The 25,884-nt window shown below is 59.7% G+C and carries 26 protein-coding genes, 1 pseudogene and 3 riboswitches; of the genes and pseudogenes, 8 read left to right on the top strand and 19 right to left on the bottom strand.

What is annotated here, in order from left to right; genetic code table 11:
* Positions 1 to 39: 39 nt before the first annotated feature.
* The 3 genes from ligD to ku are packed head-to-tail and all read right to left on the bottom strand — an operon-like array spanning position 40 to position 2,804.
* The gene (gene ligD / locus CIC07_RS02390) at positions 40 to 930 is read right to left on the bottom strand and encodes a non-homologous end-joining DNA ligase (RefSeq protein ID WP_234993051.1); all 891 of its coding nucleotides are present in this window, start codon (positions 928 to 930) and stop codon (positions 40 to 42) included.
* Positions 927 to 1,847, bottom strand: coding sequence for an ATP-dependent DNA ligase (locus CIC07_RS02385; protein ID WP_076358947.1), 921 nt, complete (start codon positions 1,845 to 1,847; stop codon positions 927 to 929). The genes ligD and CIC07_RS02385 overlap by 4 nt, the downstream gene beginning before the upstream one ends.
* Positions 1,848 to 1,850: 3 nt before the next feature.
* Entirely contained in the window at positions 1,851 to 2,804 is a 954-nt protein-coding gene (gene ku, locus CIC07_RS02380) for a non-homologous end joining protein Ku (RefSeq protein ID WP_076358948.1), read from the bottom strand.
* A 274-nt stretch (positions 2,805 to 3,078) separates the two neighbouring features.
* Between ku and CIC07_RS02375 the strand changes: the two genes are divergently transcribed.
* From CIC07_RS02375 to CIC07_RS25290, 3 genes are all read left to right on the top strand, one after another.
* Complete coding sequence (locus CIC07_RS02375) at positions 3,079 to 3,708, top strand: D-glycero-alpha-D-manno-heptose-1,7-bisphosphate 7-phosphatase (RefSeq protein ID WP_076358949.1); 630 nt, start codon at positions 3,079 to 3,081, stop codon at positions 3,706 to 3,708.
* A gap of 167 nt (positions 3,709 to 3,875) precedes the next feature.
* Positions 3,876 to 4,607, top strand: a complete 732-nt coding sequence (locus CIC07_RS02370; RefSeq protein ID WP_076358950.1) for a futalosine hydrolase — start codon at positions 3,876 to 3,878, stop codon at positions 4,605 to 4,607.
* The gene (locus CIC07_RS25290; protein WP_234993052.1) at positions 4,604 to 5,728 is read left to right on the top strand and encodes a 1,4-dihydroxy-6-naphtoate synthase; all 1,125 of its coding nucleotides are present in this window, start codon (positions 4,604 to 4,606) and stop codon (positions 5,726 to 5,728) included. The genes CIC07_RS02370 and CIC07_RS25290 overlap by 4 nt, the downstream gene beginning before the upstream one ends.
* Before the next feature lie 361 nt (positions 5,729 to 6,089).
* Here CIC07_RS25290 and CIC07_RS02355 read toward each other — a convergent pair whose 3' ends face one another.
* From CIC07_RS02355 to CIC07_RS02340, 4 genes are all read right to left on the bottom strand, one after another.
* The gene (locus tag CIC07_RS02355) at positions 6,090 to 6,248 is read right to left on the bottom strand and encodes a hypothetical protein (protein ID WP_157742009.1); all 159 of its coding nucleotides are present in this window, start codon (positions 6,246 to 6,248) and stop codon (positions 6,090 to 6,092) included.
* Between the two features lie 442 nt (positions 6,249 to 6,690).
* A complete protein-coding gene (locus CIC07_RS02350) occupies positions 6,691 to 8,292 on the bottom strand; it encodes a M4 family metallopeptidase (protein WP_076358951.1) in 1,602 nt (533 codons plus the stop codon).
* A gap of 471 nt (positions 8,293 to 8,763) precedes the next feature.
* Positions 8,764 to 8,928, bottom strand: a complete 165-nt coding sequence (locus CIC07_RS02345; RefSeq protein ID WP_157742007.1) for a hypothetical protein — start codon at positions 8,926 to 8,928, stop codon at positions 8,764 to 8,766.
* A gap of 588 nt (positions 8,929 to 9,516) precedes the next feature.
* Positions 9,517 to 11,097 carry a hypothetical protein gene (locus CIC07_RS02340; RefSeq protein ID WP_076358952.1) on the bottom strand — a complete coding sequence of 527 codons (1,581 nt, stop codon included), beginning with the start codon at positions 11,095 to 11,097 and terminating at the stop codon, positions 9,517 to 9,519.
* Positions 11,098 to 11,365: 268 nt separating this feature from the next.
* Between CIC07_RS02340 and CIC07_RS02335 the strand changes: the two genes are divergently transcribed.
* Positions 11,366 to 11,578 carry a hypothetical protein gene (locus tag CIC07_RS02335; protein WP_021882376.1) on the top strand — a complete coding sequence of 71 codons (213 nt, stop codon included), beginning with the start codon at positions 11,366 to 11,368 and terminating at the stop codon, positions 11,576 to 11,578.
* 194 nt (positions 11,579 to 11,772) lie between these two features.
* Here the strand turns inward: CIC07_RS02335 and CIC07_RS02330 are convergent, their stop codons facing one another.
* From CIC07_RS02330 to CIC07_RS02295, 8 genes and pseudogenes are all read right to left on the bottom strand, one after another.
* Positions 11,773 to 13,575: an ABC transporter ATP-binding protein gene (locus CIC07_RS02330; protein WP_083688595.1), complete on the bottom strand. Its 1,803-nt coding sequence runs from the start codon at positions 13,573 to 13,575 to the stop codon at positions 11,773 to 11,775.
* Positions 13,576 to 13,867: 292 nt separating this feature from the next.
* Positions 13,868 to 14,695, bottom strand: coding sequence for a carbohydrate ABC transporter permease (locus CIC07_RS02325; RefSeq protein WP_076358953.1), 828 nt, complete (start codon positions 14,693 to 14,695; stop codon positions 13,868 to 13,870).
* The gene (locus CIC07_RS02320) at positions 14,692 to 15,654 is read right to left on the bottom strand and encodes a carbohydrate ABC transporter permease (RefSeq protein WP_076358954.1); all 963 of its coding nucleotides are present in this window, start codon (positions 15,652 to 15,654) and stop codon (positions 14,692 to 14,694) included. Before CIC07_RS02320 ends, CIC07_RS02325 begins: the two co-directional genes overlap by 4 nt.
* 58 nt (positions 15,655 to 15,712) lie before the next feature.
* Positions 15,713 to 16,978 carry an ABC transporter substrate-binding protein gene (locus CIC07_RS02315; RefSeq protein ID WP_076358955.1) on the bottom strand — a complete coding sequence of 422 codons (1,266 nt, stop codon included), beginning with the start codon at positions 16,976 to 16,978 and terminating at the stop codon, positions 15,713 to 15,715.
* A 195-nt stretch (positions 16,979 to 17,173) separates the two neighbouring features.
* Positions 17,174 to 17,425: pseudogene (locus CIC07_RS02310) on the bottom strand (DUF3626 domain-containing protein); the annotation flags it as partial.
* Positions 17,426 to 17,788: 363 nt separating this feature from the next.
* A complete protein-coding gene (sdaAA, locus tag CIC07_RS02305; protein WP_076358956.1) occupies positions 17,789 to 18,712 on the bottom strand; it encodes an L-serine ammonia-lyase, iron-sulfur-dependent, subunit alpha in 924 nt (307 codons plus the stop codon).
* Entirely contained in the window at positions 18,681 to 19,406 is a 726-nt protein-coding gene (sdaAB, locus tag CIC07_RS02300) for an L-serine ammonia-lyase, iron-sulfur-dependent subunit beta (protein WP_481855877.1), read from the bottom strand. Before sdaAB ends, sdaAA begins: the two co-directional genes overlap by 32 nt.
* Positions 19,407 to 19,519: 113 nt before the next feature.
* A riboswitch (glycine riboswitch) is annotated at positions 19,520 to 19,633 on the bottom strand.
* Positions 19,634 to 19,735: riboswitch (glycine riboswitch) on the bottom strand.
* Positions 19,736 to 20,431: 696 nt separating this feature from the next.
* Complete coding sequence (locus tag CIC07_RS02295) at positions 20,432 to 21,169, bottom strand: RNA polymerase sigma factor (protein ID WP_159442448.1); 738 nt, start codon at positions 21,167 to 21,169, stop codon at positions 20,432 to 20,434.
* Positions 21,170 to 21,350: 181 nt separating this feature from the next.
* On the opposite strand from CIC07_RS02295, the gene clpP reads away from it, so the two are divergent.
* Both clpP and CIC07_RS02285 read left to right on the top strand, forming a co-directional pair.
* Positions 21,351 to 21,932, top strand: coding sequence for an ATP-dependent Clp endopeptidase proteolytic subunit ClpP (gene clpP / locus CIC07_RS02290; RefSeq protein WP_076358958.1), 582 nt, complete (start codon positions 21,351 to 21,353; stop codon positions 21,930 to 21,932).
* Positions 21,933 to 22,069: 137 nt separating this feature from the next.
* Entirely contained in the window at positions 22,070 to 22,312 is a 243-nt protein-coding gene (locus CIC07_RS02285) for a hypothetical protein (protein WP_234993053.1), read from the top strand.
* A 228-nt stretch (positions 22,313 to 22,540) separates the two neighbouring features.
* Here the strand turns inward: CIC07_RS02285 and CIC07_RS02280 are convergent, their stop codons facing one another.
* Entirely contained in the window at positions 22,541 to 23,014 is a 474-nt protein-coding gene (locus tag CIC07_RS02280; RefSeq protein ID WP_076358960.1) for a hypothetical protein, read from the bottom strand.
* Positions 23,011 to 23,259 carry a hypothetical protein gene (locus CIC07_RS02275; protein ID WP_076358961.1) on the bottom strand — a complete coding sequence of 83 codons (249 nt, stop codon included), beginning with the start codon at positions 23,257 to 23,259 and terminating at the stop codon, positions 23,011 to 23,013. Before CIC07_RS02275 ends, CIC07_RS02280 begins: the two co-directional genes overlap by 4 nt.
* Positions 23,260 to 23,427: 168 nt before the next feature.
* Positions 23,428 to 23,536, top strand: a riboswitch (guanidine-I (ykkC/yxkD leader).
* Positions 23,537 to 23,663: 127 nt separating this feature from the next.
* Between CIC07_RS02275 and CIC07_RS02270 the strand changes: the two genes are divergently transcribed.
* Together CIC07_RS02270 and CIC07_RS02265 are read left to right on the top strand one after the other, a co-directional pair.
* Positions 23,664 to 24,008, top strand: coding sequence for a DMT family transporter (locus CIC07_RS02270; protein WP_076358962.1), 345 nt, complete (start codon positions 23,664 to 23,666; stop codon positions 24,006 to 24,008).
* A gap of 1 nt (position 24,009) precedes the next feature.
* Entirely contained in the window at positions 24,010 to 24,324 is a 315-nt protein-coding gene (locus tag CIC07_RS02265) for a DMT family transporter (RefSeq protein WP_076358963.1), read from the top strand.
* 159 nt (positions 24,325 to 24,483) lie between these two features.
* Here CIC07_RS02265 and CIC07_RS02260 read toward each other — a convergent pair whose 3' ends face one another.
* Both CIC07_RS02260 and CIC07_RS02255 read right to left on the bottom strand, forming a co-directional pair.
* The gene (locus tag CIC07_RS02260) at positions 24,484 to 24,915 is read right to left on the bottom strand and encodes a VOC family protein (protein WP_234993054.1); all 432 of its coding nucleotides are present in this window, start codon (positions 24,913 to 24,915) and stop codon (positions 24,484 to 24,486) included.
* An 83-nt stretch (positions 24,916 to 24,998) separates the two neighbouring features.
* Positions 24,999 to 25,760 carry an RNA polymerase sigma factor gene (locus CIC07_RS02255; protein WP_076358964.1) on the bottom strand — a complete coding sequence of 254 codons (762 nt, stop codon included), beginning with the start codon at positions 25,758 to 25,760 and terminating at the stop codon, positions 24,999 to 25,001.
* Positions 25,761 to 25,884 lie beyond the last annotated feature (124 nt).

Here is a 25,884-nt window from a genome sequence, read left to right as displayed (position 1 = left end):
TCCCTGGATTGAAATTCTTGAACCTGCGTACAAATACATTCAAGCTTCGGCCCGCTTGGCCGTGAACTCCAGCACCGCGTCGAGATTCTGAGGCTCCGCCGCGGCGAGCAGATCGCCCATCCGCTGTAGGCGTTCCCCGATTGCATGCAGGGTGAACGCTTGCGGATCGGCTTCGCCGCGCACCTCGTCCCAAGTAAGCGGCGTGCTCACGGTCGCTTCCGCCCGTCCTCTCGGCGTGTAGGGAGCCGAGAGGCTCTTGCCCGCCGCATGCTGGACGTAGTCGATGTAGATCCTTCCTCTGCGCGCCCGGATCGACCGCTCCACCGTGAACAGCCGCGGATATTTGTCTGATAAATAATGCCCCAGAAAAGCTCCCAGGCTCCGAAGCTGCCCGAACGTATACGGCTTGGCCAGCGGGGTGACGATCTGGATGCCCGTCGCCCCCGACGTTTTGGGCACGGCGGCGATGCCCATGCCGTCCAGCGCCTCGCCGATCAGACTCCCCGCCTCCATCAGGCGGGGACGGGTTTCCTCCGACGGATCGATGTCGAGCACCCACTCGCCCGGCATGCCGTCCTCGATCTTGTCGAAGGAGGGATGGAACTCCAGCACTCCAAGATTGCCGAGCCAGAGAAGCGTCGAGACAGAGTTCAGATCGATGTAGCGGACTCCGCCGGCTTCGGCGATGTCCACGAATTCTGGCGTCGGCTCAGGCGCGTTCTTCTGGTAGAAGGACTTGCCGCCCACGCCATTCGGAAATCGTATGGCCGTCAGCCGGCGTCCGCTGCAGTAGCGGATAAGATACGGAGCAAGCTCGACGAGCTTTTGCAAATAATCGGCTTTGCGGATGCCGGGCGCCGGCCACAGCATTTTATCCGGATGGGTGATCTCGATGCGGTTGCCCTCGACCTCCAGCATGCTTCGGCTCATAACACGATCCCCTCCAGCCATTCCAGCTTGGGATGCCGCAGCAGGCCCGACTGCGTCAGCTCCCTGCCGCTCACGCCGGCCGCGATCGGGCTGGCCAGCCAGCGGATATCGGTCCCCCTCAATCCTTCCGGCAGGCTGCCGCCAAATTCTCCCTGGCCCCCCAACGTCGTCTTCTGCAAGGAAAGCTGCCGCTTGGCCCTTGCGTTCAAGCCCGAAGAGATGCGCCCCATATACCGCCCTTGCCGGCTCATGACCAGGCTCGACAGCTTCCCTTCCTTATAAAGCACAGCCACGATATCCACTTCGCGGTGAAAAAACGTCTTCCGCTTGTACCAGTCGCCGTGTTCCTTGCCCTCCGAATACCGGCTGCCGCGCCGCTTGGCGACAACGCCCTCCCAGCCGTTCTCCTCCGCCCACCGCCAGAGCGGCTCGCCGTCCTCATACGTATCCGCAAGGAAAAAGGGAGGCTTCCAGCCGGAGCACAGCTTTCTCAGCCGGGCGCTGCGCTCCTCGAACGGCAAGCTCCGGAGATCCTCGCTCCCCTCCTGCAGCAGATCGAAAATCATATAGCCGACCGGCTGGCGACGCGAGGCAAGCTCGATCCGTTCCCGACCGCGCAGCTTGTCCCGGCCCTGCATCATCTGAAAGCTGGGCTTGGCGGTATCGGGATCGAGGAGGAATGCCTCGCCGTCCAGCATGAGATCCGGAAAGCCTTCGGCGGCGCAGTCTTCGAGCGCATGGGCCAGCTCCGGATAGGATTCGGTCTTCGGCAGCATCCGCTTCGACCATAGGCTCGCTTCCCCGCCGCGAAGGACGGAGATGATGCGGAACCCGTCCCACTTCAGCTGATAGGCCCAATCGCCGCCCGCAGGCAGACAATCCGTCAAAACCGGCGACATCGGAACGAAAGGCTTCATCCCTTATGATCCCGTTTCTTTCGACCGGGTTCCCGAACGGCGCTTCGGCTTGGCGGCAGCCGGCTTCGCCTTGGATTCCGACGGCTTTGGTTTGGAAGCGGAGGACCCGGCCTTGGATGATTTCGGCTTGGCTTTGGAGGCTGCCCCCCTGCGCGGCTTGTCCGCATTTCCGGAATCCGTGCCGCCTGCAGGCTTCAGCTGCTTGAGACTCTTCTGCAGCGCGTCCATCAAGTCCAGCACGTTCGGCTCCGCCTCCTCTTCGGCGACCTTGACCTCCTTGCCTTCCACCTTGCCCTCGATCGCCTCCAGCAGCCTTTCCCGGTACTCGTCCTTGTATTTCTCCGGCTCGAAGCTTCCCGTCAGCTGCTCGATCAGCGACTTCGCCATGTCCAGCTCCCGCCGGTCGACCTTCTCTTCCTCGGGCAGGCCCGGAATATGGTTTTTCTCGCGGATCTCATCCTCATAAAACATCGTGACGAGGGAAAGCACTCCGTCCACGACGCGGATAGCCGCAAGGCTGCTCTTCTGCCGTATCGTCACATTGGCGACGCCGATTTTCCGGGTGCTTTTCAGCGCCTCGACGAGCAGCCGATAGGCGTGCTTGCCGGTTTCCTCCGGAGAGAGATAGTAGGTCTTTTGAAAATAGATGGGATCTATTTCCTCCAAATCCACAAAATCGAGGATACGGATCTCGCGCGAGGTTTTCGAAGCCAGCTGCTCCAGCTCGTCCTTCTCGAAGGTGACGAAGCGGCCATCCTCATACTCGTAGCCTTTGACGATGTCGCTCCAGGAAACGTCCTCCTCGCATTTGGGACAGGTACGGTGGTACTTGATCGGCTGGTTGTATTTCTTGTGGAGCATCCGCATCGGGATGTCGTTGTCCTCGGTAGCCGCATATAGCCGCACCGGAACGTTGACGAGGCCGAAGCCGACCGCTCCCTTCCAGATCGTCTGCATGGATGGTATGCCTCCTTGCCGGATAGTCTGGTGTCTATTACCCTCTGTCCGGGAACAGCCAATCAAGATGGGAAGCCGAGGAGCGGGGTAAGATAAGGAAATAGGCAGCGGGATGGCAGCAGACCGGCTGGGAGCAGGCAGCGGGATGGCAGCGAGGCGGAACAGGCAAAGGGGCGGAAAGCCACTCGGAAGGAACGGCCCCGTTGCGCTCACGCTCCGCTCCGGGCCTAGCTTAATACCCCGTGGCAAAAAATTTGGAAAAGGAGGATGGGGAATGAAATCAGCGAAAGCGGTCTTTCTGGACCGGGACGGCGTCGTCAACGAGATGAATACCGCGCGTGTACGCCAAGTGAACGGTCCGGACGATGTCCATCTATTGCCCGGAACCGCCGAAGCGATCCGTGGGCTGGCGGAAGCGGGCTACCGGGTATACGTGGTGACGAATCAAGGCGGCGTCGGCCTCGGCTACATGTCCTTGGCGGACCTGAAGGCGGTGCATGAACGGCTGGAGGAGCTGCTGGCGGGAAAAGGGGCAAGGCTGGACGGCATCGCCTTCTGCCCGCATAAACCCGATTCCGGATGCGCCTGCCGCAAGCCGCGGCCCGGCATGCTGCTGGAGCTGGCGAAGCGGCATCGCCTCTCGCTTGGCGAGAGCTACATGATCGGAGACCGCGAGAGCGATATCGCAGCCGGCCGCGCAGCCGGCACGCGGACGATTCGAGTGGGCGGCGCTGCGGGCAGGAGGAAAGGGAAGGACGGCGGCAGCCGGGAGGGGGCCGGCTCTGCGCGAAGGATTCAAAAACATGGAACCAAGCCATCTCCGGCGGATTGGAACGTCTCCTCCCTGCTTGAGGCTGCGGTCCTTATCGTACAGAGACTGGCGGAGGAGAGGAGGCTTCCTTGAACGGACGCCCGCATAGGAGTATGGTTAGAGATGAACCGTCCATCACGGACCCGGACGAGCTCCTGCCCATGCGCATTCGAGTTCTCGCCCTTCACCTGCGGGCTGCATGCCCTTGACCATTAACGGGCTTTTTCTAGGAGAAGAAGCCCCCGGGAGAGATACTATTCATGATTAAAAAGCTGGATCCAACGCCGCATTACGTCCTGGTCGTCACCGCCGTGGAAGCCGAGCGGGACGCCGTCGTCCGCGGCCTGCTCAAAGCCTGTCCCTCGGAAGTATGCGGCGAGGTCGAAGGTCCGCTGCGGCGGGTCGGCCGCTATATCGTGCTCGCTGGCGGCGTAGGCCCGGCCGCCGCAGCCGCCAGCGCCGCCCTCGCCATCGCGGGCTGCCCTTCCTTCCGCTATGTCATCAGCGCCGGCATCGGCGGAGGCTTCTCCCCGATCGCACCCGTCGGCTCCGTCGTCATCGCGACGGATATCATCGCGGCGGATTTGGGCGCCGAGACGGCGGACGGCTTCGCAAGCGTGGATCAGCTCGGCTTCGGCTCCTGGCGCGTAGCGGCCGACCGAGAGCTGGCCGAACGCATCGCCGAAGCCCTGCGCATGGCGGATGAGCCTGTCGCAGCCGCAGCCGGCCCGGTGCTGACGCTGTCCACCGTCACGGGATCGGCCGAGTCGGCAGCCGAGCTCCAGGCAAGGGTGCCGGGAGCCGCAGCCGAAGCGATGGAAGGCTACGGCGTCGCCATAGCCGCCGCCATGCAAGGCATCGAGGCGCTGGAAATCCGGGCGATCTCCAATGCGGTCGGTCCGCGCGACCGGGAAGCCTGGCGCATCGGCGACGCGCTCAAGGCGCTTGAAAAGACGGGATTTTTACTGCCGGAGGTGCTTGGAATCCAATGAAAATCGCTTATTCTCCTTGTCCCAACGATACCTTTGTCTTTCACGCTTGGGCGCACGGCCTCATCGAAGGCGCGCCTGAGCTGGAAGTGACTTACGCCGATATCGACATTACCAATGGCTGGGCAGACGACCGCATCGGGCCCGAGGTCATGAAAATTTCCTATGCCGCCCTGCCTTGGGTGCTGGAAGACTACGCTCTCATCCCATGCGGCGGCGCTCTGGGTCGCGGCTGCGGTCCACTCGTGCTGACCGCCGGCGGCGGAACCTCGCGCCGCTCTGCCGACGCCATGCCGGGAGCATCAGCCGCCGCTGGCGGCGGGGATGCTGCAGACGGCGCCGCTGGCACCACTGCTGACGGCGCTGCTGGCGCTACGGGTGCTGCTGGCGCTACGGTTGCTGCTGGCGCTACGGGTGCTGCTGAAGGCCAGGATACTGCGGCAAAGCCGGATGTCTCGGCAGGCCTAACAATCCCTGATGAGCAGCAAACCTCCTATCAGGAGGCCGTTCCTGCTGCAGGCTCGGCCCATGCCCACATGGGAGCTGCCGCTCCCGGCGCGGATCCATCCTGGCTGAGCGGCAAGCGGGTCGCTGTGCCGAGCGAACGGTCGACCGCCTACCTGCTGTTCCGGCTCTGGGCGGCGCAGAATGTTCCCGGAGGCGTCGGCGAAATTATCGTCATGCCTTTCCACGAAATCATGCCCGCCGTCCGCGACGGCCGTATCGATGCCGGGCTCGTCATTCACGAAGCGCGCTTCACTTATCCCGAATACGGCCTGTCGCTGATGGCCGATATGGGCGCATGGTGGGAAGCCGATACGGGCCTCCCGATTCCGCTCGGCGCCATCATTGCCAAGCGCTCCCTCGACCGCAGCTCCATCGAGGCATGGGCTCGCGCTTCCGTCGAATACGCCTGGGAGCATCCCGCGCGATCTGCCGATTATGTCCGATCCCATGCCCAGGAAATGTCGCCCGAGGTCACCAGCGCCCACATCGCCCTCTACGTGAACGAGTTCACCCGCGAGCTTGGCGAGGACGGCTACAACGCCGTCGAGTCCTTGCTCGGACGAGCGGCGAGGGAAGGCCTCGTTCCGGAGTTCGATTTGGCTTTGCTGCGAAAATAATGTCCGGCGCAAGCTCTCGAAGCCTCGGCCGGCCGCATCGGAATGGACTCAGGCCAGCCGATTTTTCCGGCTGGCCCAATTCAGGTCAGACCGCCTCGTTGTCGGACATACGTTCCGCTCGCGGTCGGACATACGTTCCGTTATTTCACGTAATTTGAGCTGTTCCGCTTGCGGTCGGACATACGTTCCGTTATTTCACGAAACTCGAGCTGTTTCGCTCGCTATCGGACATACGTTCCGTTATTTCACGAAACTCGAGCTGTTCCGCTCGCTATCGGACATACGTTCCGTTATTTCACGAAACTCGAGCTGTTTCGCTCGCTATCGGACATACGTTCCGTTATTTCTCATCGACTCACTACTATTCCGATAATTGTTCACAAATAACGGATCTGATGTCCGAAAAACGTTTGAATAGGACATTTTGATCGAAATAACGGATCTGATGTCCGATAATGCGGACAACCCGCCATTTTGCAGGATCAGCAGCCACCCGGTATTCTTCCAATGCCCATTCCATGATGTCCCCTCCCTGCTAGTTCAACTGCCTGTTCGTGTCCACTCCTCCTCCCCCTTAATGCCGCTCTTTTCCAACTTCCGTCGTTCATTCGTACCGCTCCGCTCGTCTCCCCAATTCCATTGTCGATCGAAGCCGCCTCCATCTCTCCACTTCATTCGACTAACCGGATTCTTCCCGTATACCTGCATAGAAAGACGGAGTAGAAAGGGTGAAACAGGAAAACCAAGAATGCGCCTAAGAAAGAGAGTATATATGGCTTTCCCCGGCCAACAATGCTCGTCCCTGCCCACATAAAAAGAGCAGCCGGCAACCCGGCTGCTCCGTTCTTTTCCAGACCTACCTTCTGCTTAAAGACCACCTTCTGCTTACGGACCTACCTTCTGCTCACAGGCCTGTCTTCCGCTTACAGACCTATCTTCTGCTTACGGACGCATCCTCCGCCTTACAGGCCTACGGCTCTGAATGCATTGGTCACCGAGGTGACATAAGAGGAGCTCGTTCCGTACAGGTCTTTGGCTGCCTGGATCGAGGCGTTCTTCGCCGCGGCGAAGTTGGAAGTGGAAGTAAGGTAATAGGCCACCGTGTTGTAGAAAATGTTCACGGCCGCGTCGCGGCCGATGCCCGTGACGGCAACGCCGTTCTGGGTGCCGCCTTGGGCGAGCAGGTAGAACGCTTTGTTCGTGATGCCGCTGTTCGTATGAACGCCGCCGTTGTCGGAAGATCCTGTGTAGCGGTTGGCATAGTTGTCCGGCTGGCCGTACAGCGTCGGGTTGGACATGGATCGGAGAGCGTCTCCGGAGATGCCAGGCGTATAGACATCGTCGCCGATAAGCCAGTTTTTCGCTTGGATGGAGTTGCCGAGGACGTCGGCATAGGACTCGTTCAGCGCGCCGGATTCATTGAGGTACTGGAGGTTGGATGTGTATTCGATGACTCCATGGGACAGCTCATGGCCGACCACGTCGAGATCGCCGGACAGCGGAATGAACGTCGAGCCGTCTCCGTCGCCGAATACGATCTGGGTGCCGTTCCAGAAGGCGTTGTTATACTTGCTGCTGTAGTGGACCGTGGAACGAATCAGCAGGCCGTTGCCGTCGAGGCTGTTGCGTCCGAACTTCGTTTTGTAGAAATCATATACTTTGCCTGCATAAGCATGGGCATCGACAGCGGCTCCATCCGACCATACGTTGTCGGCGTCCGTCAGCAGCGTGCCCGGAATCGAAGTCCGATTGCTGGCCGTGTAGGTATAGATGCCATTGCCGCGAGTGGTGTCTTTCAGCTGGTACGTGCTGCCGGAAAGGGTCGTCTGGAACGTCTTGCTGTCGCCGAGCACACCCGTGCCGGAACCGGTGGCCGTCTCGATCAGATCGTATTGCTGCACGATATGGCCGTCGGCCGCATCGATGAGGTAGCGGGTGCGCAGCGGCTGCGGCTCAAGCACATTCACTTCCGTCTGGTAGACGAGACGCGACCCGTTGCCTTCCGGATAGACGTACAGCTGAGCCGACGGAGCCTTCTCCTGCGCTCCCAGCTCGCCGATGCGGGAGCTTGCTTCCTTCGCCGCGATAGCCAGGGCATCGGATGCGCTGACGGCCGGCACGCTGGATTTTGCCGTGATCTGATTCTGAGCAGGCAGAACGGCTCCTACGAACGACGTAACCTGGCCGGCCTTGTCGATGTGAATGGTTTGGTCGCCGCCATATACCGGGATGCCATTCACATATTGCTGCAGACGGAAATGCTCGACGCCCGAAGTCGGATCGACTTCCTTCTTCTGGATCAGGAACGATGTTTTCACATCCGCTGCGGATACGCCCAGCTTTGCCTGCTGGCCTTCAAGGAAAGCCCAGATCTTATCCTCGGAAGAGCCCGGCACAATCTTGGCATCCTTGGCAGCGTCGATGAATTGAGTCACAAGCTGGTTGTTCACGACGCTGACGCCGGGAGTTCCGGCCGCTCCGAGGCTTGGAGATTCAGCTGCGACAGCGGAAGCGGAAGAAAGCAGCAATACGGTGCCAAGCAAAGTAGGAATCATTTTTTTCATTACACAAATTCACTCCAGTCATAAAATTTTTTTTCAAAACCTAAAGCAATATCAGAAAATAAATGTTGCATATCGCCTCCGTTCTATGTATGAATATTCACAACCGCCTTTTAACGAAAAAAAATAGATTAGCGGTGGTGGCAATGAATGTACCACACCGTAATCTATTCGGTAAATATGGTAAAATAAGCAAAAGAAGAAATGATTCTTTAGTATGAAAAGAAATCGATTCTTCGCGGCAATCCAAGCATAAGGTCCCAATTCAATCCTGAGAAACTGGTTCCCCAGATCCGATTATGAAAAACAATTCGGATTCATTTAATCGGGAATGAGGCCTTAAGCTCCTTGTTGCCTGCCGTTGGTCTCATCCTTTCCCTCGTCCAAAAGGAAACCATCCAGAAACCTGCGAGTCCAGGCTTCGCTTCATCTTGCTGCTGCCCGAACGAAATGAATGCCGCTGTTCCAGTCCCTTCAGCCAGTCCCTTCAGGATTCCTAAGATAAAAAGCAAACCCACAAGGATGGCGATACCGATTTCCGATGCGGGAAAACCAGCTACTGGCGCTCTTCCTTCCCGGCGCTCCGTTCATTCGCAACGGCGTATTTCCATCCTCTTCATGCTCATGATCCTTGCTCATGTCTATTCCTCCCTCATCAAATCTTGCATAAGTTTCTTTTCATTCACAAATGTTCAAGATTTTAAGAGGGTGATCCCAATTCGATTTTATGCATAATTTGAATCTTTAAAATTTTTATTAAACGCCATTTAAAAGCTTTTAGATCTATATTTATTGTCTTAAATAAACTTTTTAAACGGCAAATAGACTCGCCTAATCGCGAATCCCACTTCGTGCGTTGCTATCGCTTACCATGATGCCTCTTGGCGCAGAAGCCTGCTCGGATCCTTTATCCTGCTCCTGCTCCTGCTCGTGCTCCTGCTCCTATCTCAATCCCTACCTCCATCTTTATCCGGTCCAACTTCTCACACTTACTCCTACTCCTTACTCCTGCTTCCACTCCTACTTCTTACTCCTACTTCTTCTTACTCCTTCTTCTTACTCCTTCTTCTTACTCCTTCTTCTTACTCCTACTTCTTACTCCTTCTGCTTACTCCTGCTTCCACTCCTACTTCTTACTCCTACTCCTGTTCCACTTCCTAGCGCCTAAATGTTCCGTTCTCTATTGCGGCCTCAATTCCAATCGCTGTCCCATCTCGGCCCCGCCCCCTACCGACTCCCCGAACTCCCGGGCGCCACACCCTTCCCGAGCCCGGGAACAGCGGCTTGTCGAATGACCGTGTCGACTTCTCCTTGCGCGCCCATGGACAAGCTGCCGAGCTCCCCGATCAGCCATGCATGGCCAAAGGAGGCCAAGGAATCCTTCCCCTCTGTCAGCCGCGATCTCACATAGGCCAGGACCGCCTCCGGCATAGCTTCCTTCTCCGTCCATAGGAGAGGAGCGGACATATTCCCTCGGGACATCAGCGCCGCGACAGGAGCCAGCGACGGCGACTCCGAGCTCACGAGCGATACGCTTCGAGATATGCCTCCGGCGCCGCTCCCTCCTGTGCCTGTCCCGGCAATTTCCTCATAACGGGCCATAGCGACCGATTGGGCAAAATGATCCTCGCCTGAAATACGGGTGACTTGGCCGTATTCGGCCAAGTCTTCGGCTACTTCGGGCGGCACGATGGACTCTGGCGCGATCAGGTGGATGCGCGCTTTGCCGCCGCGCAGCTCCAGAGCCTGCGCCGTCTCCAGCGGAATGCCGGCGCGGCCGACGAGCAGCAGCGGTTCAGCGCTGCTAGCGATCCGGCTCACGGCGGGCGCCGTGTACAGCCGGGCTTCCTCGTCCGCAGATCCGACGAGGACATCAGCCGGATATTCGCCTGATTGCGCGGCTTCATAGGCGTCCACAGCGCGGGCCAGGTCTGCGGCTCCGCGGGCCGCGATCCGTTCGACGCGCAGGCCGAGCTTCTCCGCCTGCCGCTGAACCTGCGGTCCCAGCGCCCCGACCAGAATGGCCTGCACGCCCCCATTTTCAGGCATCCCTATCGGCCGCAGACGCTTCAGCTCCCGCAGTGTCGCCTCCGGAATGCCGTCTGCATCCGCGTACAGCAGCGGACCGTCCGCGGCATCGTCGATCAAGCCCGCTCCCAGCACGGCCGCGATCCAGTCCCCTTGAGGCACGAGCACAACCCCGCCTGGACGTGCCTCGTCTTCCGTCGAGGGCCAGGCCATCCGCGACGCCAGAACGGCTGCCTCATACGGATCGGCCGCATTGATTCGCGTCGTATGGGCCGTAGCGATCCATGGAGCCGCTTGCATCGCCGCTTCGGACGAACGGACGGCCAGCGCCTCGGGAGCGCTGTCCCGGAATGCGTCGGCTTCGCCTGGAGCCGCAAAAGGCGAAGGGACTGAAGCAGGGTCCGCGGGAAGCTTCCCGGATGCTTCGCTCCCTGGAGACCCGGATGCCGAATCGACTGCCGTTCCGCCCTCAGGATTGCGATCCCCGCCTGCATCGCTTCTCTCATCAGCCTGCGGCAGCGTCTCCGGCGCCAGCATCGGAATGTGTGCCTGCCCCCTTCCGCCCGTCACATCCGTCATCACCGTCCGGGTCGGCTGCTGCAGAGCGGAATGGGAGAAGCAGCCCTCCAGCATCGCTGCGGACAGAAGCATAAGCCCGAACAAAGCAGCCGGGCGGACATGCACGCAGCGGACTCTGATTCGAAGTCTGCCGGGATCGATCCCACCCTTCCTTGCCCGTTTGCTGCCCTGAATCCCATCCGCGCTCCGATCCTTATCCATTGTCCTCAGTCCTCCTTCCGCCGATCCATCTCCGTATCATCGTTTCCTCCGCCGCTCATCCCCAAACCTCGCCGACTGTCCATCCCCCACTTCCTGCTCGCCTCCTTGCCTTGGATCCCTTATCAGGAGGATGCTTCGCTGATCTAGCGGAGCCCAGACCCGCCTCTCGGCGATAGCCATCCTCCAGACAGGGCCCCGGCGCTGAGCGCTTGTGCTATAATGGCTTTCAATGACTGTCCACGACCTTATGACAAAGGAGCTTCCCGCCATGGCCCACATACGCCCGCTGCATACCGATGCCGACTTCCAGGAAGCGCTCGACAAGAGCATTCGGGTGCGCGTCTTCCGCGACGACCAGATGATCGAATCCGGAAGCTGCATCGTCCGCTTCGACGAGCGTACGGTCGTCATCCAATCCGGCGTCGCCGACCTTGCCTACCACTCCCGCAGCGGCTGCGAGTTTTTCGAGCTGCGCAAGTAACCCGCTTCGCCGTCCTTGACAGCGAGCGGACATCTCTTCGTCAAAGCAGACAGGGAAGGATTCACCCCCCCTCCTGTCTGTCTGACGCTTGCAAGAGTTAACCCAGGTTTAAACCATGCAAAAACGAAACAAAAAAAGAGGATCCCCCCGACGGGAATCCTCTTTTTTGCTGTTATCTCAGTAAGGCTGCAGAGCTACATCTGCAGCTGTTTCAAATGATAGAATTCGCCCTTGAGGGCGATCAGCTCGTCGAACGTGCCCGTCTCGACGATTCTTCCGCGCTTCATGACTACGATGCGGTCCGCATGGCGGATCGTAGACAGCCGGTGCGCGACGATGAATGTCGTGCGCCCCTTGATGAGCTGCTGCATCGCCTGCTGCACATGAAATTCCGAGGCGTTGTCGAGCGCCGACGTCGCCTCGTCGAGGACGATGACCTGCGGATCCCGTACGAGCGCGCGGGCGATCGCGATGCGCTGGCGCTGGCCGCCGGAGAGCTTGCCTCCATGCTCGCCGACCATCGTGTCGACGCCGTGCGGCAGCCTGCCCACCATTTCCGACAGATGGGCCAGCTCCACGACCTCCATCAGCCTCTCGTCCGTGATGCCCTTCAGGCCGTAGGTGATGTTGTCCCGGATCGAGCCGGAGAAGAGGATGTTCGTCTGCGGAACCACGGCCAGATGGCGGCGGTATTCCGACAGATCCAGCTCGGACAGCGGAATCCCGTCTACGCTCACCTGTCCCGAGCTGGGCTCGAGGAAGCCGATAACGAGATTGAGGATCGTCGACTTTCCTGCCCCCGATTCTCCGACAAAAGCGACGCATTCGCCGGCCTTCACCTCCAGCGACAGCTCCTCCAGCACATGCTGCTCGCTGTCCTTGAACTTCAGCTGGACGCCCGAGAAGCGGTAATCACCGGCCACCTTGGCCAGCTTGAGCTTTCCGGCGTTGTTCTCGATATCCGGCGATTTCAGAATCTCCGTAATGGAAGAAATAGACTCGAAGCCCTTGGCAATCATCGGATACACGTTCATGAGAGCCGTGATGGAGCCGAGAATCATGCCGAAATACCCCTGGTACATGACGATGCTGCCGACCGGAATCTTGTTGGTGTAAGCGAGATAGGCGGTGAACAGCAGGCATACGACCTGCACGATCTGGAACGTGACCCAGTTGGAGGCGCCGAAGTAGGCTTCGACGAGATCCATCCGGTAGCCCTTGCCCTGCAGCCGCTTCAGCGTCGTGTCGATGCGGTCGATCTCGACCTGCTCCAGGCCATGCGCCTTGGTGACCGGAATCATCTCCACCATCTCCGACACATGGGAGCTCATCGTCTCGATTTCCTTGCGGAACTCGCTGTTGCTCTGCTTGATCCGCCTGCGGAACAGCCTCATCACCGCGATCGCGGAAGGAACGGTGACGAGAAAGAACAGCGAGACGAGCCAGTTGGTGTACAGCGTGAGGCCGAACGCGATGATGACGTTCAGGATCGCCGGGAACAGCGCCAGCATCAGCTGCTTGGACATGCCCTCCACCGCCTCGACGTCGCGCAGCACCTTGGACTGGAGCCGGCCAGCCTGCAGCTCGCGGTGGGAATTGATCGAGAGCTGCTGCAGCTTGCGCACCATCGCTCCGCGCAATCCCGCCTCGACGGTGCGGATGGCGCGGCTGAGGAAGCTCACGTAGGCGGCATGGGTCGGGATATTCTGAAGCACGACGACCAGCAGCACCGCGAAGTTGAGCCAGAGTTCCCGCATGGAATGCTGGGAGGGCTGGGCGACGATGTTGATGACATTGGCGGTGACGATCGGCAGCAGATAGACCGGCAGGCTTTTGATCACCATGAACATCAGCGAGATGCCGAGGTTCATGAAGTTGCCTTTATACAGCGACAGGAGGTATTGGAAGGAAGTTCGGTTTCCCTCCTGCACCGCTTGTTGGAACGTTCGTTCGAATGAATTCCCGGGCAGTTCGGCTTGCGCGGCTCGGTTGAACATGATGGACCACCCTCGTTAAGTTGTTAGGCTAACAAATTGAACCTATGCATCAGGTCAGGGGAACTATAAGAGATGACCTTGCCCGGTGTCAATGCCCATTGAAGGGAAAAGGAGGGGAACGCTTGGCAGGCGCTGCTCCCGCACCGGCAGAGGGCGGCCGGAGGACTTGCAGCCGCGACTCCCGGCAGCCGCGTGTTCTGCCGAGCAGCAGCAAAAAAAGAGCCCTCCATCGGCCGATGAGGCCTTGGACGGCTCGCTCCTTTGAAGTCCGGAATCTTTCCCCGCTCCCGCTTCAGCTCTTGATCGCGCCCGCTGCGATATCCGAGATGAACTGCTTGCTGATGAACAGGAACAGGATGATGAGAGGAATGACGGCAAGCAATGTTCCGGCGATGACCATCGAATAATCCGTCACGTAAATTCCGTTCAGCGACGCCAGCGCCACCTGCAGCGTATATTTGCGCTCGTCGGTCAGGATGATCAGCGGCCATAGGTAATCGTTCCACGCTCCGATGAAGGTGAAGGCGCCGAGGAAGGAAAGCGCAGGCCGCAATATCGGCAGGGCGACGTTCCAATAGAGGCGCAGGAAGCCGCAGCCGTCGATGCGGCCGGCGTCCAGCAGCTCGGACGGCACCGATTCCTGGGCGTACTGACGGATCCAGAAGATCCCGAACGCATTGGCCATTCCCGGGATGATCAGCGCCTTGAACGTGCCGACCCACCCGAATTTGGCCATGATGACGAAGGAAGGCACGAGCGACAGCTGGGACGGCGCCATCATGGTCGCCAGCAGCAGGACGAACAGCAGCTTTTTGCCGGGGAAATCGAACTTGGCGAACGTGAAGCCCGCCAGCGAATCGAAGAACAGCACCAGCAGGGTGCATGCGGAGGCGACGAACAGCGTATTCCAGAACGCTCCGAAGAAATCGACATTGTCGAACACCCGCCCGATATTGTCGAGCAGCCGGGTGCCGAACCACAGCTTCGGCGGGAAGCTGTAAATGTCCGATGTCGTGCGCGTCGCCATGACGAGCAGCCAGTAGAACGGGAAGATCGATATCAGCAGCCCGATGGCGAGGCCGATATGGAGCAGAATCGATTTGGTTCTCATCGCCATCATTTCACCTCCTGCCCGCGGGTTTGCCCGCCTTGGACGAACAGCCAATTCACGATCGAGAAGAGCGCGATCAGCACGAACATGCCCCAGCCGACAGCCGCGCCGTAGCCGAAGTAGTTATGGATGAACGCTTCGCGGTATAGATACAGCACGATCGTGAGGCCGCCGCCGCTGACCCCTCCGTCATTGCCCGCGAGCACCTGCGGCTCGGTGAAGATCTGCATGCCTCCGATGGTCGAGGTGATCAGCGTGAAGAGGATGATCGGCCTCAGGTTCGGAATCGTGATCCGGAAAAAGGATTGGATCGTCGAGGCCCCGTCGATTTTGGCGGCTTCATAGAGAACGCTCGGGATGCTTTGCAAGCCCGCCAGATAGATGATCGCGTTGTAGCCCGCCCAGCGCCAGATAACCATGACGGACACCGCGAGCTGGATGCCCCAGGTTTTGTTCAGCCACTCGATCGAATTCAGGCCCAGCAAGTTCAGCACATAGTTGAGCAGCCCGTAATTGTTGGAAAAGATCGTGCCGAACACGATCGCCACCGCCACTAGCGAGGTGACGTTCGGCAGGAAATAGCCGATCCGATAGAAGGTCCGGAACCGGACGAACGAGGAATTGAGCAGGAACGCGACGGCCAGCGCGATGAACAGCATCGGAATCGTCGAGTAGATCCAGATGAGGAGCGTGTTGCCGACCGCCCTCCAGAATTCGGGATCCGTCAGCATGAAGCGGTAATTGTTCACGCCGTTGTAGCTCATCCTTCCGATTCCATCCCACTTCTGGAAGGACAGGTACATGGAGAATGCGATCGGGAACAAGCCGAAAATGGCGAACAAGATGTAAAAAGGCGATATGGCCAGGTATTCCTTCCGATGTCTCCAAAGTCTCGAAGCCAAGCTGCCTTTGATGCGCGGGGGTACGGGAGCGCGGGCAGGCTCCGCGTTCAGCATGGGATTGCCCATTGGGGTGACCTCCTGTCAGCCATTGATCTTAGGAATGCACAGCGGCATCGGCTCCGCGTCAGCGCAGCAGCTCTTTTTTGATCCGGCTTATCGCGTCTTTCCAGGCTTTGTCGGGGTTTTTGCCCTGCAGGGCGACGGAGGTCAGCTCGCGGCCGACGATTCCGTTCACATTCGAATACTTGCCTCCGAAGTAGGCCGGCTTCACGTTCCGTGCGGATTCCGAGAAGATCTCGCCGGTCGCCTGATTGCCGAAGAACGGCTCCTTCTCCTTCATGATGGGATCGTCCAGCGCTTTGGCGGCGGAAGGGAACAGATTGAGATTTTTATAGGACTGGATCTGATTGTCGGGATTTTGAAGATAGCGGATGACTTCGAAGGCCTCTTGCGGGTAGTTGCTCGTCTTCATGATGGCGAGGAAGGAGCCGCCGTTGTTGCCGTCTCCGCCCGGAGCCCGGGCGACTCTCCACTTGCCGCTCGTATCCGGCGCGGCCTCCTCCAGAACCTCCTTCATCCAGACGGCCCCGACGAAGGACGCGATGCTGCTGTTGTTCATGGCCGCGCTCCATTCGCTCGTGAAGGCGTTTGCATTGCCGGCCAGCTTCAATTGGGCGGCCTTGACGGCCAGGCTCCAGGCGTTCTTCATCGAGGAGCCGGTCGTGTCTCCGATGAATTCGTCCTCCTTGGAGAAATAGATGCGGTCGGATTGGGCATTGACCTGGGTGTAGACGTTGTTCACGTTGTCGAGCATCTTGACCTTGCCGGCAAAATGATCCTGAAGCTTCTTGCCTGCGTCGAGATAGCTCTCCCACGTTCCGAGCTGCTTGTGCACGTCCTCCGGATCCGACGGGAGGCCCGCTTCCTGGAACAGATCGGCCCGATAGAAGAGAGCGGTCGGCCCCGTATCGATCGGCAGGGCGATCATCGTCCCTTCCGGCGTGACGCCGAAATTCCATTTCCAGTCGAGGAAATCCGGCTCGATCTCCTTGGCTCCGAGGTCGTACAGATCGTAGAAGCGGTCGGAGCTGACGAACAGCTCGGACACCCAGTCGTTGAAAGCGACGATATCAGGTCCTGCGGAGCCGGCGGCGAGCGTCGTTTTCAGCTTGGACTTGAAGTCGCCTCCGATTTTCTGCGCGTTGATGCGGATGCCCGGGAACTTCTGCTCGACGGACTTGATGAGCCCGTCGTCGAGGCTTCGGTTCCAATACCAGAGTGTAAGCGTTTTCGTTTTCTCGGTTGGAGAAGTGCTGCCGCAGCCTGCGGCGATCATGGCAAGAATCAGCATGCATAAGCCGACCATTCTGGTTTTGACCACTTCCGCCATTCCTCCTGACATGTTGACTGCCTCGGCGCGCCGGCGGCCGCAGCCGCCCCGCGTCCCATCCGCCTAACCGTACTATTTTATTCCGATCTCCGCAGAACTTGCACACTAAACGGATTTACTTCCTATACCCATCTCCATACGTTTTGAAACCGTCATCGGCGGAAATCGGCTCTTCTGTATTTCATTGCTGTCGGCTCACTCCGCTGTGCGTCGCGGATGCCCGTACTGCACGAGCACATGCCTTAGCTGCTTCAGCTCCTGCAGAACAGCCGAGCAGCCGCCCCTATCGCTCCATGCCGCCGGATTCCGCTTCAAATCCATGGCCGCACAGCCGATCCGGAAGGCATCGACCTCCCCGTTGCGAGCGATTCTCCGGGCAAGGGAAGGCATCGAAGGTCCTCTAAAATCGGCCGGAACCTCATCCGCCTTCAGGAAAAAGCCCATATGCCGGATAACGCCGAATCAGCGGCATATGAGCGGCTATGAGCGACATATGGGCAGCATATGAGAGGCATTCGAGAGGCATTCGAGAGGCATTCGAGAGGCATTCGAGAGACATTCGAGAGGTATTTGAGAAGGCATTTGAGAGGCATTCGAGAGGCATTCGAGAGGCATTTGAGAGGCATTTGAGAGGCATTTGAGAGGCATTCGAGAGGCATTCGAGAGACATTCGAGAGGCATTTGAGCAGCATTCGAGAGGCATTTGAGCAGCATATCGGCACGTCATGATGCTCAGCCTGACGGCGGTTCCAGCCTCGATTCAGCGCGCAAAAAAAGCCTCCGCGAGGAGGCTTTGAATTCGGATTTCGGTCAAGCTTCCGTATTGCCGTCCTGATCCTCCGCCTTGCGCAGAGGGCGGCCTTTCTTGCGCAGCTCGCTCATGAGCTTCTTGCCGGTAGGCGTCTGCGCCAGCCCGCCGCCCGCAGTCTCGCGGTGCTTCTCCGGCATCGCAGCGCCGACCTCCAGCATCACCTGCACGACCTCGTCGGAAGGAATGACGCTCCGCACGCCGGCAAGCGCCATATCGGCAGCCGCAAGCGCCGTAACGGCGCCGAAGCCGTTGCGCACGATGCACGGAATCTCCACCAGCCCGCCGACCGGATCGCAGATCAGGCCCAGCGAGTTCTTCAGCGCGAGCCCGACCGCGTGTACAGCCTGGCCCGGCGTGCCGCCGCGCAGCTCCGCAAGCGCTCCGGCCGCCATGCCGATCGCGGAGCCGACCTCCGCCTGGCAGCCGCCCTCGGCGCCGGATACGAACGAATTGTTCGCGATGACATAACCGATTGCGCCGGCCGCGAACAGGCCGTAGGTCATCTCGTCATCGCTCCAACCGAAGCGCTCCTGCGTGCTGACGAAGACGCCGGGGATAATGCCGCAGGAGCCTGCTGTCGGCGTCGCCACGATGCGGCCCATGGAAGCATTCACCTCCGACACGGCCAGCGCATACGCCATGGCGCGCCCTGCATCGCCGCCGAGGCTCGGCTCCCCGGCCGCGTTGTAAGCCGCGACCCGCTGGGCATCGAGCCCGGTCAGGCCGCTGCGGGAAGTTGTGTCGCGCGTCAGGCCGTTATGGACGGCTTCCTTCATGATGCCGTAATAGTCCTTCATCGCCGCGAATTCCACCCCGGGCTCGCGGCCCGATTCGCGCGACTGCTGCTCCAGCATGAGACGGCCGATGCTCAGGCCGCTTTCGCCGCAGCGCTCACTCAGTTCCTTCAGCGTCCGGAAGTTCATCGTCGTTCCCCCTGTCATCGTTCAAATCCATATAATCCGTCTGAAGCACATGCGGCATTCGGCCGATCCGCTCCATCAGTCCCGCCTTCACCGGAGCGTCCAGCTCCACCACGGCCAGCGCCTCGCCCTGGCGCTCCATGCGGCTGAGCGACAGCCCGCCGATATTGAGCCCTTCCTCCTGCAGCGCCGCCGAGAGAGACGCGATGACGCCCGGCTGGTCCCGGTGCCGGATGAGCAGCGTCGGGTACGAGCAGCTGAATTTCACCGCGAAGCCGTTCACCTCCACGACCTCCACATTGCCTCCGCCGATCGAAGTGCCGAGCAGAGACAGCCTGCGGCCTCCGTCCGCAGCGGTCAGATCGAGCCGGACCGTGTTGGGATGGGGGAACAGCCCTTTCCCCTCCTGGAACACCAGGTCCATTCCCGCTTCCTCGGCCAGCTCGACCGAATCGGGCAGGCGCGGGTCATCCGTATGGAAGCCCATGAGTCCGCCTGTGACGGCTGTATCCGTGCCATGTCCTTGATAGGTGGCCGCGAAGGAGCCGTAAAAGGAGATTTTCGCTTCCTGCGGCATCTCGCCCAGCAGCCTGCGCCCCGCAAGCCCGATTCGCGCCGCTCCCGCCGTATGGGAGCTGGAAGGTCCGACCATGGCCGGACCGATAATGGAAAACACGTCTTTGAACCGCACAGCCATTCTCCTTCGTCTTGAGTTGTTGTAGAGGCCGAAAATGAGTTGTTGCAAGAGCCGAAAAAAGGGACAGAGCAGAAGAATGCGCCGAAAGAAGGGCGTGCCGCCCGTTCCCGCGATTCTTCCGCTCTGTCCTTTGTACCTGAGAGTTGCCTCGCTTCCCGCTCCGCGAGTTTCCCCTTGGGTGATTCCATGCGCGCCTGTGCGCGGGCTTGGAATTCTCTCCAGAGATGCGTCCGGCAAAGGTCCTTTTGCCTGAGAGATTCACCCTGTCCCCAGGGCTTACTCCTTCGGCGCCGCCCCGTGTTACAGGTAGTCTCTCCCGCTGCCTTCATCCGCTCTATTCAATTAAGGATTTCGTCAAGATTGCAAACGTTATCTACACCCATTATATGCAGGAGCGCGGCCATCTTCAACCCGCAGTCCGCGGGCAGGTCGGCCGGCCGCAGCAATTACGCGAAAAGGCGGTCATGTCGCTGCACGCGGCGGGATAGAAGTGTGCGACTTACGAGGCCGGATCTGCGGGCAGGCTGTGTGTTCTTGCCGATTGGGGCCGGGGCTGGGACAGATTGGCGGGGGTCGCGGCAGATTGGGCGGGGCTTGCTGCTTGGCGGGGTGCGCGGCAGATTGACCGGGGCTTGCACCAAGGTGCCGGTGTGTTCCGACTATCGTTAAAACCACAACTTCTCTCGTATCGGACATACGATCCGCTATTTCAACCAAAATCACCGTTCAAAAAAATTTAACGGACATAGGATCCCTTATTTCGGAGAAAACAACTCAAAACGGGCTGTTTTACCCCAAATAGCGGAACCTATGTCCGATAATTCGACGAAATCGAAAAAAATCCCTAACTAACGGATCGTATGTCCGATACACCGTCTGAAGAACACCCGAATTCTCCTCCTGGCAACGGTCTGCCGCACAAAAGTTCCTTCCAAAAGTTCCTGCACCATACTTCCGACAAACCAGCCGACTATGTCTCAACTATGGCTCATAGCCGGTTGAATCGGCAATTGATCAAAATCGAATCAGCCCGCCATGCCGTACGACGTCCAGCCGCCGGCGGAGGCGTAGAAGCCGCTTCCGCCAAGCATCGCCTGCGGTCCCCGATGCGCTGCGGCGGAATGGGCGCTGGCGCCGATGATGCCGACCGCCACGGCCGGCTCCAGCACATCCTGCTCGGCGAGCGCTGCGATGGCGGCCGCATCGTCCGTCCGCACCGCAGCGGCCAGGCCGCGCAGCCGCGCCATGAGCGCTTCGTCGGCCGGCTCCCGCAGGCCGCCTGCTTGCAGATCGCGCCTGACGCCGTCAAGCGCGCGCCGGGCCCGGTGGAAGGCGGCTTTCACCGCGCCTTCCGTCGTCAGAAGCAGCTCCGCCGTCTCGCGGATCGAACGGTTCATGACCTCGCGCAGCAGCCATACCGACAGCTGCAGAGGAGACAAGCGGAGCTCCAGCGGGCGCAGCAGCTCCTCCAGCTCCCAGCTAGCCGCAGGCTGGACGGCCTCCGCCTCCTGCAGCTCGGGCAGCGTTCGGCGATGGAGAGCTTCCCTGCGCAAGTGGTCCGTCCACAGGTTCCGGGCGATGCGCAGAAGCAGCGCCTGACGGTTGGCATGCTCCCGCCAGATCGGGGCGGCCAGCGCCCTGCACCAGGCCGACTGCTCCAGATCCTCCGCTTCCCAGGCGCTGCGGGTCAGCGCCAGGCAATATCTTCTCAGCGCCGCGCGCTCCTCCTCCAGCTCCAGCTCCAGCTCCGTCTCCGTCTCCATCGGCGGCATCCCCTTTCGATACGCATAGATATTCTGACCGGTAAACGAATGATCCTGCCAAAAGGATACGGAAGGCCGGGGAATTTCTTTTCCGCGTTCCAGCCGTATCCTTTCCCTCCCCGCATCCGTTTACCAGTGGCAAAACCATTCCGACCCATCCAGCGAAGGAGGATGACGACCTGTGACCCATATCCCTTATGTCGTGGAGCAGACCAACAAGGGGGAACGCTCCTATGATATTTATTCCCGGCTGCTGAAAGACCGCATCGTTTTCGTCGGCACGGCGATCGAGGACAATATGGCCAACGCGATCATCGCGCAGCTGCTGTTCCTGGCCGCCGATGACCCCGACAAGGACATTCATATGTACATCAACAGCCCGGGCGGCTCCACGAGCGCCGGCCTCGCCATCTACGACACGATGCAGTTCGTGAAACCGGATGTCCGGACGCTCTGCACCGGCACGGCCTTTTCCATGGCGGCCTGGCTCCTGCTCGCGGGAACGAAGGGCAAGCGGGGAGCGCTGCCGAACAGCGAGGTCATGCTCCATCAGCCTTCAGGAGGAGCGCAGGGCCAGGCCAGCGATATCGCCATTTCCGCCACGCGCATCCTTAAGCTGAGAGACAAGATGAACCGGATTGCGGCGGAGCGCACCGGCCAGCCTCTGGAGCGCATCGAGCGGGATACGGACCGCGACACGTTCCTTTCCGCCGAAGAGGCCCAGGAATATGGAATCGTGGACCATATCATTACGAGCATGTAGCTTTTACGAGCATGCAGCTTTTACGAGCATGCAGCTTTTACGAGCATGCAGCTTTTACGAGCATGCAGCCTTGAGAACAGGAGAGCGTCCGGCTCGGCTATCCATCCTTTGCCAAGCCGGCATCCGGTAGGTGTACAATGGAATGGAATCCAATTTTAACCGCAGAGGTGATGGCTATGCTGGAGCAGTTGAAAGGCAAGCAGGTGCTGATTCATTTTCTCGACGGAACCCATATCGGGGAAGGCACTCTGGAAGAAGTGGACGACAAGTTTGTGAAATACAAGACGGAATATCAGGAACTGTTTATCCCCGTCTCCTCGATTCGAACCGTTTCGGTCAACCTCAAGGAACGCCAGAAGCCGAAGGTCGGGTTTGCATGACCTGACTTGACTTGACTTGACCTGCGCCCCGTGCTCATTCATTGGATGGGCAGCGGGGCTTTTTGGGCTGCGGATGACCGCTTCCCACCGGATAGCGACGGCGCTTGGGCTTGCGGTTGACCGGCTTCCACCGGGATAGCGACTGGCGTTTTGCGCTCACAATTGCCGGCAGCCCGATGAATTAGCAGCGGCGCTTATGCTTGCCCTAGACCGGGCCGGCCAACGGATTCAAGCGGGTCCCTGACGATCGAGAGGCGGATGGATCGCCGAATTCCCGGCCCGATCCGCCAGCCTGCCGAGACCGATATTGGCCGCCGTATACAGCAGGCCCGCGGCCGCGAAGATCCATACCGAGCTCCAAGGAGTAAGCCCGTACCCTTCGATGAAATAATCCCCGTAGCTGTTGTAGTGATACAGGCCGGCCCACAAGGCCAATCCCGTGAACAGAACCGCTTGCAGCGCAGGATGCCGCAGCCAGCGGTTGGCCAGCAGCGTCAGCGGAAGCGCCAGGACCGGGTAGAGAGCTGTCGTCAGGATGAACATCATTGCGATGTAGATGCCGCCTATATTCATCATTCCGTAATACTCGGTCGTCGCGATCTTATACCCTTCAATCCGCTCCACGCCAAGCAATGCCCCCAGAAACAAGGCGACAAAGATGCCATATAGCAAAAGATAGCGCACAAGCGTGGCTCCTTTCATTCTCTATCCCCCCTCCCGAATATTGACCCGGCCAGCCACAGGATTCCGATTCCCGCCGAGCTGCCGCCGAAAAACAATGTGCCCAGCGACCCAAATATGGACAGGCTCGCCGCCTCATCCATTTCTCCGGGAGCCTGATGGACAACCCCGTATCTCCACATGCCCGCACAGAGCAACAGAGCACCGATAGACAATAGGAGGAAAATGGCCTGAACCCTATGGATTCGTTTGGCGATGTCGGTCATTCGCTTCTCTCCCCAGCCAGCTTGTATCCTTGCGGCCCTTGACGTTCTTTCTATCCCGGACCGTACCATCCAACCGTAAGACGTCTCCTTCTTCAAAAAAGTTCCAGCCGAAAAGGCGCTTGCCTCCCCAACCGCTTGTTGATATAATGGCCTGAATTCCATAGCGCAGTTCAGGTTGCCTAGGGTTCCGCGGCTGAAGTCCAGCCGGTCTGGTCCGAGAGGGAACGATGCGGAGCACGGATCCGCATTTACACGGAGGGATAAAAGCCCGGGAGATAAGCCGCTTTCCAAGCGGTTTGTCTTCCGGGCTTTATTTGATGCTCAGCCTTGTTTTTGGGGCATACTGGAATACAGCTTCCTAACCTTCCCGGCAACAAGTCCTGCAGCTCGAAAGGGGTATCATCATGAATGCGAACTGGCTTAAAATCATCGGCGCCTCCTTCTTCGAGGTCGGCTGGGTCATCGGGCTCAAGCATGCCGACACGGCCTGGGAATGGATCGCGACCGCCGTCTGCATCCTCGTGAGTTTTTATGCGCTTATCAGCGCGAGCCGCACGCTCCCGGTCGGCACCGTATACGCCGTCTTTGTCGGCCTCGGCACAGCCGGAACCGTGCTCGCGGACATGATTTTGTTCGGCGAGCCCGTCAAGGCGCTCAAGCTGATCCTGATCGGCGTGCTGCTCGTCGGCGTCATCGGGCTGAAGCTCGTCAGCCACGACAAGGAACCGGCAACCGGGGAGGTGCATTGAGATGGCATGGGCATATCTGATCGGAGCCGGGCTGTGCGAAATCTTCGGCGTCGCCATGATGAACCGGCTGACCCGCCGCCGCGACTTCGTCTCCCTGCTGCTGCTCGCCGCCGGCTTCGCTCTGAGCTTCTCGCTGCTGTCCCTCGCCATGCGCACGATTCCGATGGGGACCGCCTATGCGATCTGGACCGGCATCGGCGCATCCGGCGGAGCTCTTGTAGGCATGCTGTTCTACGGCGAGTCGAAAAACCCGCTGCGCATCCTGTTCATCGTGCTCGTGCTCGGAGCGGCTGTCGGGCTGAAGGCGGCGGGTTAGGCAGCGCAAGCTAAAGCAAGTGCCTTGAAGCCGCGGCTGGCGAGCCGCCGAGACGGCAGATCTTGAAGCAAGCAAAGAGGAGGCTCCGATGGAGAGCCTCCTCTTCGGCATTCAGGCCTCGGTCAGGACGGCCTCCGATGAATGCGGCATGAACTTCGGCTAAGCCTTTGCCGCTTCTCCTTCAGCATCGGCAGGAGCCTCGCCGCCTTCCTTCGGCCAGCCCCCCCATAGATTGGACACATGGCCGTCGGGGTCGCGGAGGATGAAGCTGTAGCCTCCGCCCTGCTTGTACGACATCTCTCCCACCTCCAGGCCGCGCTCGCGCAGCTTGGAATGGATCTGATGAATATCGTCGACCTGGAGGGAGATGATCGGCTGCACGACGCCGTGCATGTTCTCGAACTCCAGCTTGGGCACGTTCGGACTGCTGACGAGGCCGAGGCCGATCCCGCCTACGTTCAGCCAGGCTTCGGTATCGCCCGGCGTGAACGGGAAGGTGAACGGAATGTCCAGAACGTTATGATACCAATGAATCGACGCTTCCAGATTGCTGACAGGCAGCTGGATGACGGCATAGTTTTTGACGGCCATGTTCAAATCCACTCCTTGGATCTTATGGGATAGTTGAGCTCTCATCTTCTATAACGGAAGCCTCCTGCGAAAATACACAGGTTTCAATCCAAATCCTGAACCAATTGAATGAGATGCCCGCTGGGATCCCGGAACGCGAAGGAAACCCGCCGGCCTCCGGCTTCGACCTTGTCCACCTGGACGCCATGCGAGGATATGGACATATAGGCGCTGCATATGCCTTCGGCATCCCCTCGTCGAAAAGCGTCCAGGAACCGCTCGAAAATGCGCGGCGGCAAAGGCTCCACGGATTTCTGGCGCCTGATCCGCCCGACCCTCTCCTGCCCTGGCGGCTGCTCCCGCCCTGCCTGCCCCTCCCGGGCAAGCGACTGCAGCCTCTGCCGCGCCCGCCTATGCCCTTCCCGGACAGCCCCCGGCGTCAGGCGGAGCAGGCGGGAAGTCTCGTCCGCCGTGAAGCGGAAGACGTCCATGAGCAGAATCATCGCCATCTGCCTCGGATTCAGGCTGCCGGAGAGCTGCTCCAGCAGCATGCGGATGCGCAGCGCCTCGTCGGGCCCTTCCGCTGCGCACGGAGCATGGAGCTCCTCCTCGTATTCGACGCCGGCTTGGTCCCCGCGGCTTCTCCTGCTGCGGCAGATGTCGATCCAGGCATTCGCCGCCATCCGATTCACATAAGCCTGGGTGAGGCTCCGCTCCGGCTCCCGCAGCTGCAGCCGGTGCAGCTTGGCCAGCACCTCCTGCTCCAGATCCTGGGCATCCCACCCCGCTCCCGCCAGCCTCAGGCAGCGACGCCGCAGACCGGGGATGAACGCCTCCATACCCGTCCGGACTCCAGTCTCCTCCATGATCCTTGCTCCTCCCCAGACATATGGATAAATAAGGAATATGGAATCCATTATAGCCCGTCCGCGCGCCGCTGGGAATGACGATCCGCTCGGAGGGCAACAATCATCACCGCTCATGGAGCCC

Source organism: Paenibacillus sp. RUD330 (assembly GCF_002243345.2).
In the GTDB taxonomy this organism is placed as follows: domain Bacteria; phylum Bacillota; class Bacilli; order Paenibacillales; family Paenibacillaceae; genus Paenibacillus_O.
The sequence above is the reverse complement of the archived record's forward strand: the minus strand, read 5'-3'. Positions and strand labels throughout refer to the sequence as shown.

Coding starts and splice junctions, on each gene's coding strand:
- CIC07_RS02315 (WP_076358955.1), bottom strand. CDS start 16,978: ATGGCGGAAGTGGTCAAAACCAGAATGGTCGGCTTATGCATGCTGATT.
- ligD (WP_234993051.1), bottom strand. CDS start 930: ATGAGCCGAAGCATGCTGGAGGTCGAGGGCAACCGCATCGAGATCACC.
- CIC07_RS02280 (WP_076358960.1), bottom strand. CDS start 23,014: ATGAAAGGAGCCACGCTTGTGCGCTATCTTTTGCTATATGGCATCTTT.
- sdaAA (WP_076358956.1), bottom strand. CDS start 18,712: ATGAACTTCCGGACGCTGAAGGAACTGAGTGAGCGCTGCGGCGAAAGC.
- CIC07_RS02285 (WP_234993053.1), top strand. CDS start 22,070: ATGGAATGGAATCCAATTTTAACCGCAGAGGTGATGGCTATGCTGGAG.
- CIC07_RS02295 (WP_159442448.1), bottom strand. CDS start 21,169: ATGGAGACGGAGACGGAGCTGGAGCTGGAGCTGGAGGAGGAGCGCGCG.
- CIC07_RS02350 (WP_076358951.1), bottom strand. CDS start 8,292: ATGAAAAAAATGATTCCTACTTTGCTTGGCACCGTATTGCTGCTTTCT.
- CIC07_RS02270 (WP_076358962.1), top strand. CDS start 23,664: ATGAATGCGAACTGGCTTAAAATCATCGGCGCCTCCTTCTTCGAGGTC.
- CIC07_RS02375 (WP_076358949.1), top strand. CDS start 3,079: ATGAAATCAGCGAAAGCGGTCTTTCTGGACCGGGACGGCGTCGTCAAC.
- CIC07_RS02330 (WP_083688595.1), bottom strand. CDS start 13,575: ATGTTCAACCGAGCCGCGCAAGCCGAACTGCCCGGGAATTCATTCGAA.
- CIC07_RS02335 (WP_021882376.1), top strand. CDS start 11,366: ATGGCCCACATACGCCCGCTGCATACCGATGCCGACTTCCAGGAAGCG.
- CIC07_RS02260 (WP_234993054.1), bottom strand. CDS start 24,915: ATGGCCGTCAAAAACTATGCCGTCATCCAGCTGCCTGTCAGCAATCTG.
- ku (WP_076358948.1), bottom strand. CDS start 2,804: ATGCAGACGATCTGGAAGGGAGCGGTCGGCTTCGGCCTCGTCAACGTT.
- CIC07_RS02320 (WP_076358954.1), bottom strand. CDS start 15,654: ATGGGCAATCCCATGCTGAACGCGGAGCCTGCCCGCGCTCCCGTACCC.
- CIC07_RS25290 (WP_234993052.1), top strand. CDS start 4,604: ATGAAAATCGCTTATTCTCCTTGTCCCAACGATACCTTTGTCTTTCAC.
- CIC07_RS02275 (WP_076358961.1), bottom strand. CDS start 23,259: ATGACCGACATCGCCAAACGAATCCATAGGGTTCAGGCCATTTTCCTC.
- CIC07_RS02265 (WP_076358963.1), top strand. CDS start 24,010: ATGGCATGGGCATATCTGATCGGAGCCGGGCTGTGCGAAATCTTCGGC.
- CIC07_RS02255 (WP_076358964.1), bottom strand. CDS start 25,760: ATGGAGGAGACTGGAGTCCGGACGGGTATGGAGGCGTTCATCCCCGGT.
- CIC07_RS02340 (WP_076358952.1), bottom strand. CDS start 11,097: ATGGATAAGGATCGGAGCGCGGATGGGATTCAGGGCAGCAAACGGGCA.
- sdaAB (WP_481855877.1), bottom strand. CDS start 19,406: ATGGCTGTGCGGTTCAAAGACGTGTTTTCCATTATCGGTCCGGCCATG.
- CIC07_RS02370 (WP_076358950.1), top strand. CDS start 3,876: ATGATTAAAAAGCTGGATCCAACGCCGCATTACGTCCTGGTCGTCACC.
- CIC07_RS02355 (WP_157742009.1), bottom strand. CDS start 6,248: ATGGAATGGGCATTGGAAGAATACCGGGTGGCTGCTGATCCTGCAAAA.
- CIC07_RS02325 (WP_076358953.1), bottom strand. CDS start 14,695: ATGATGGCGATGAGAACCAAATCGATTCTGCTCCATATCGGCCTCGCC.
- CIC07_RS02385 (WP_076358947.1), bottom strand. CDS start 1,847: ATGAAGCCTTTCGTTCCGATGTCGCCGGTTTTGACGGATTGTCTGCCT.
- CIC07_RS02345 (WP_157742007.1), bottom strand. CDS start 8,928: ATGAGCAAGGATCATGAGCATGAAGAGGATGGAAATACGCCGTTGCGA.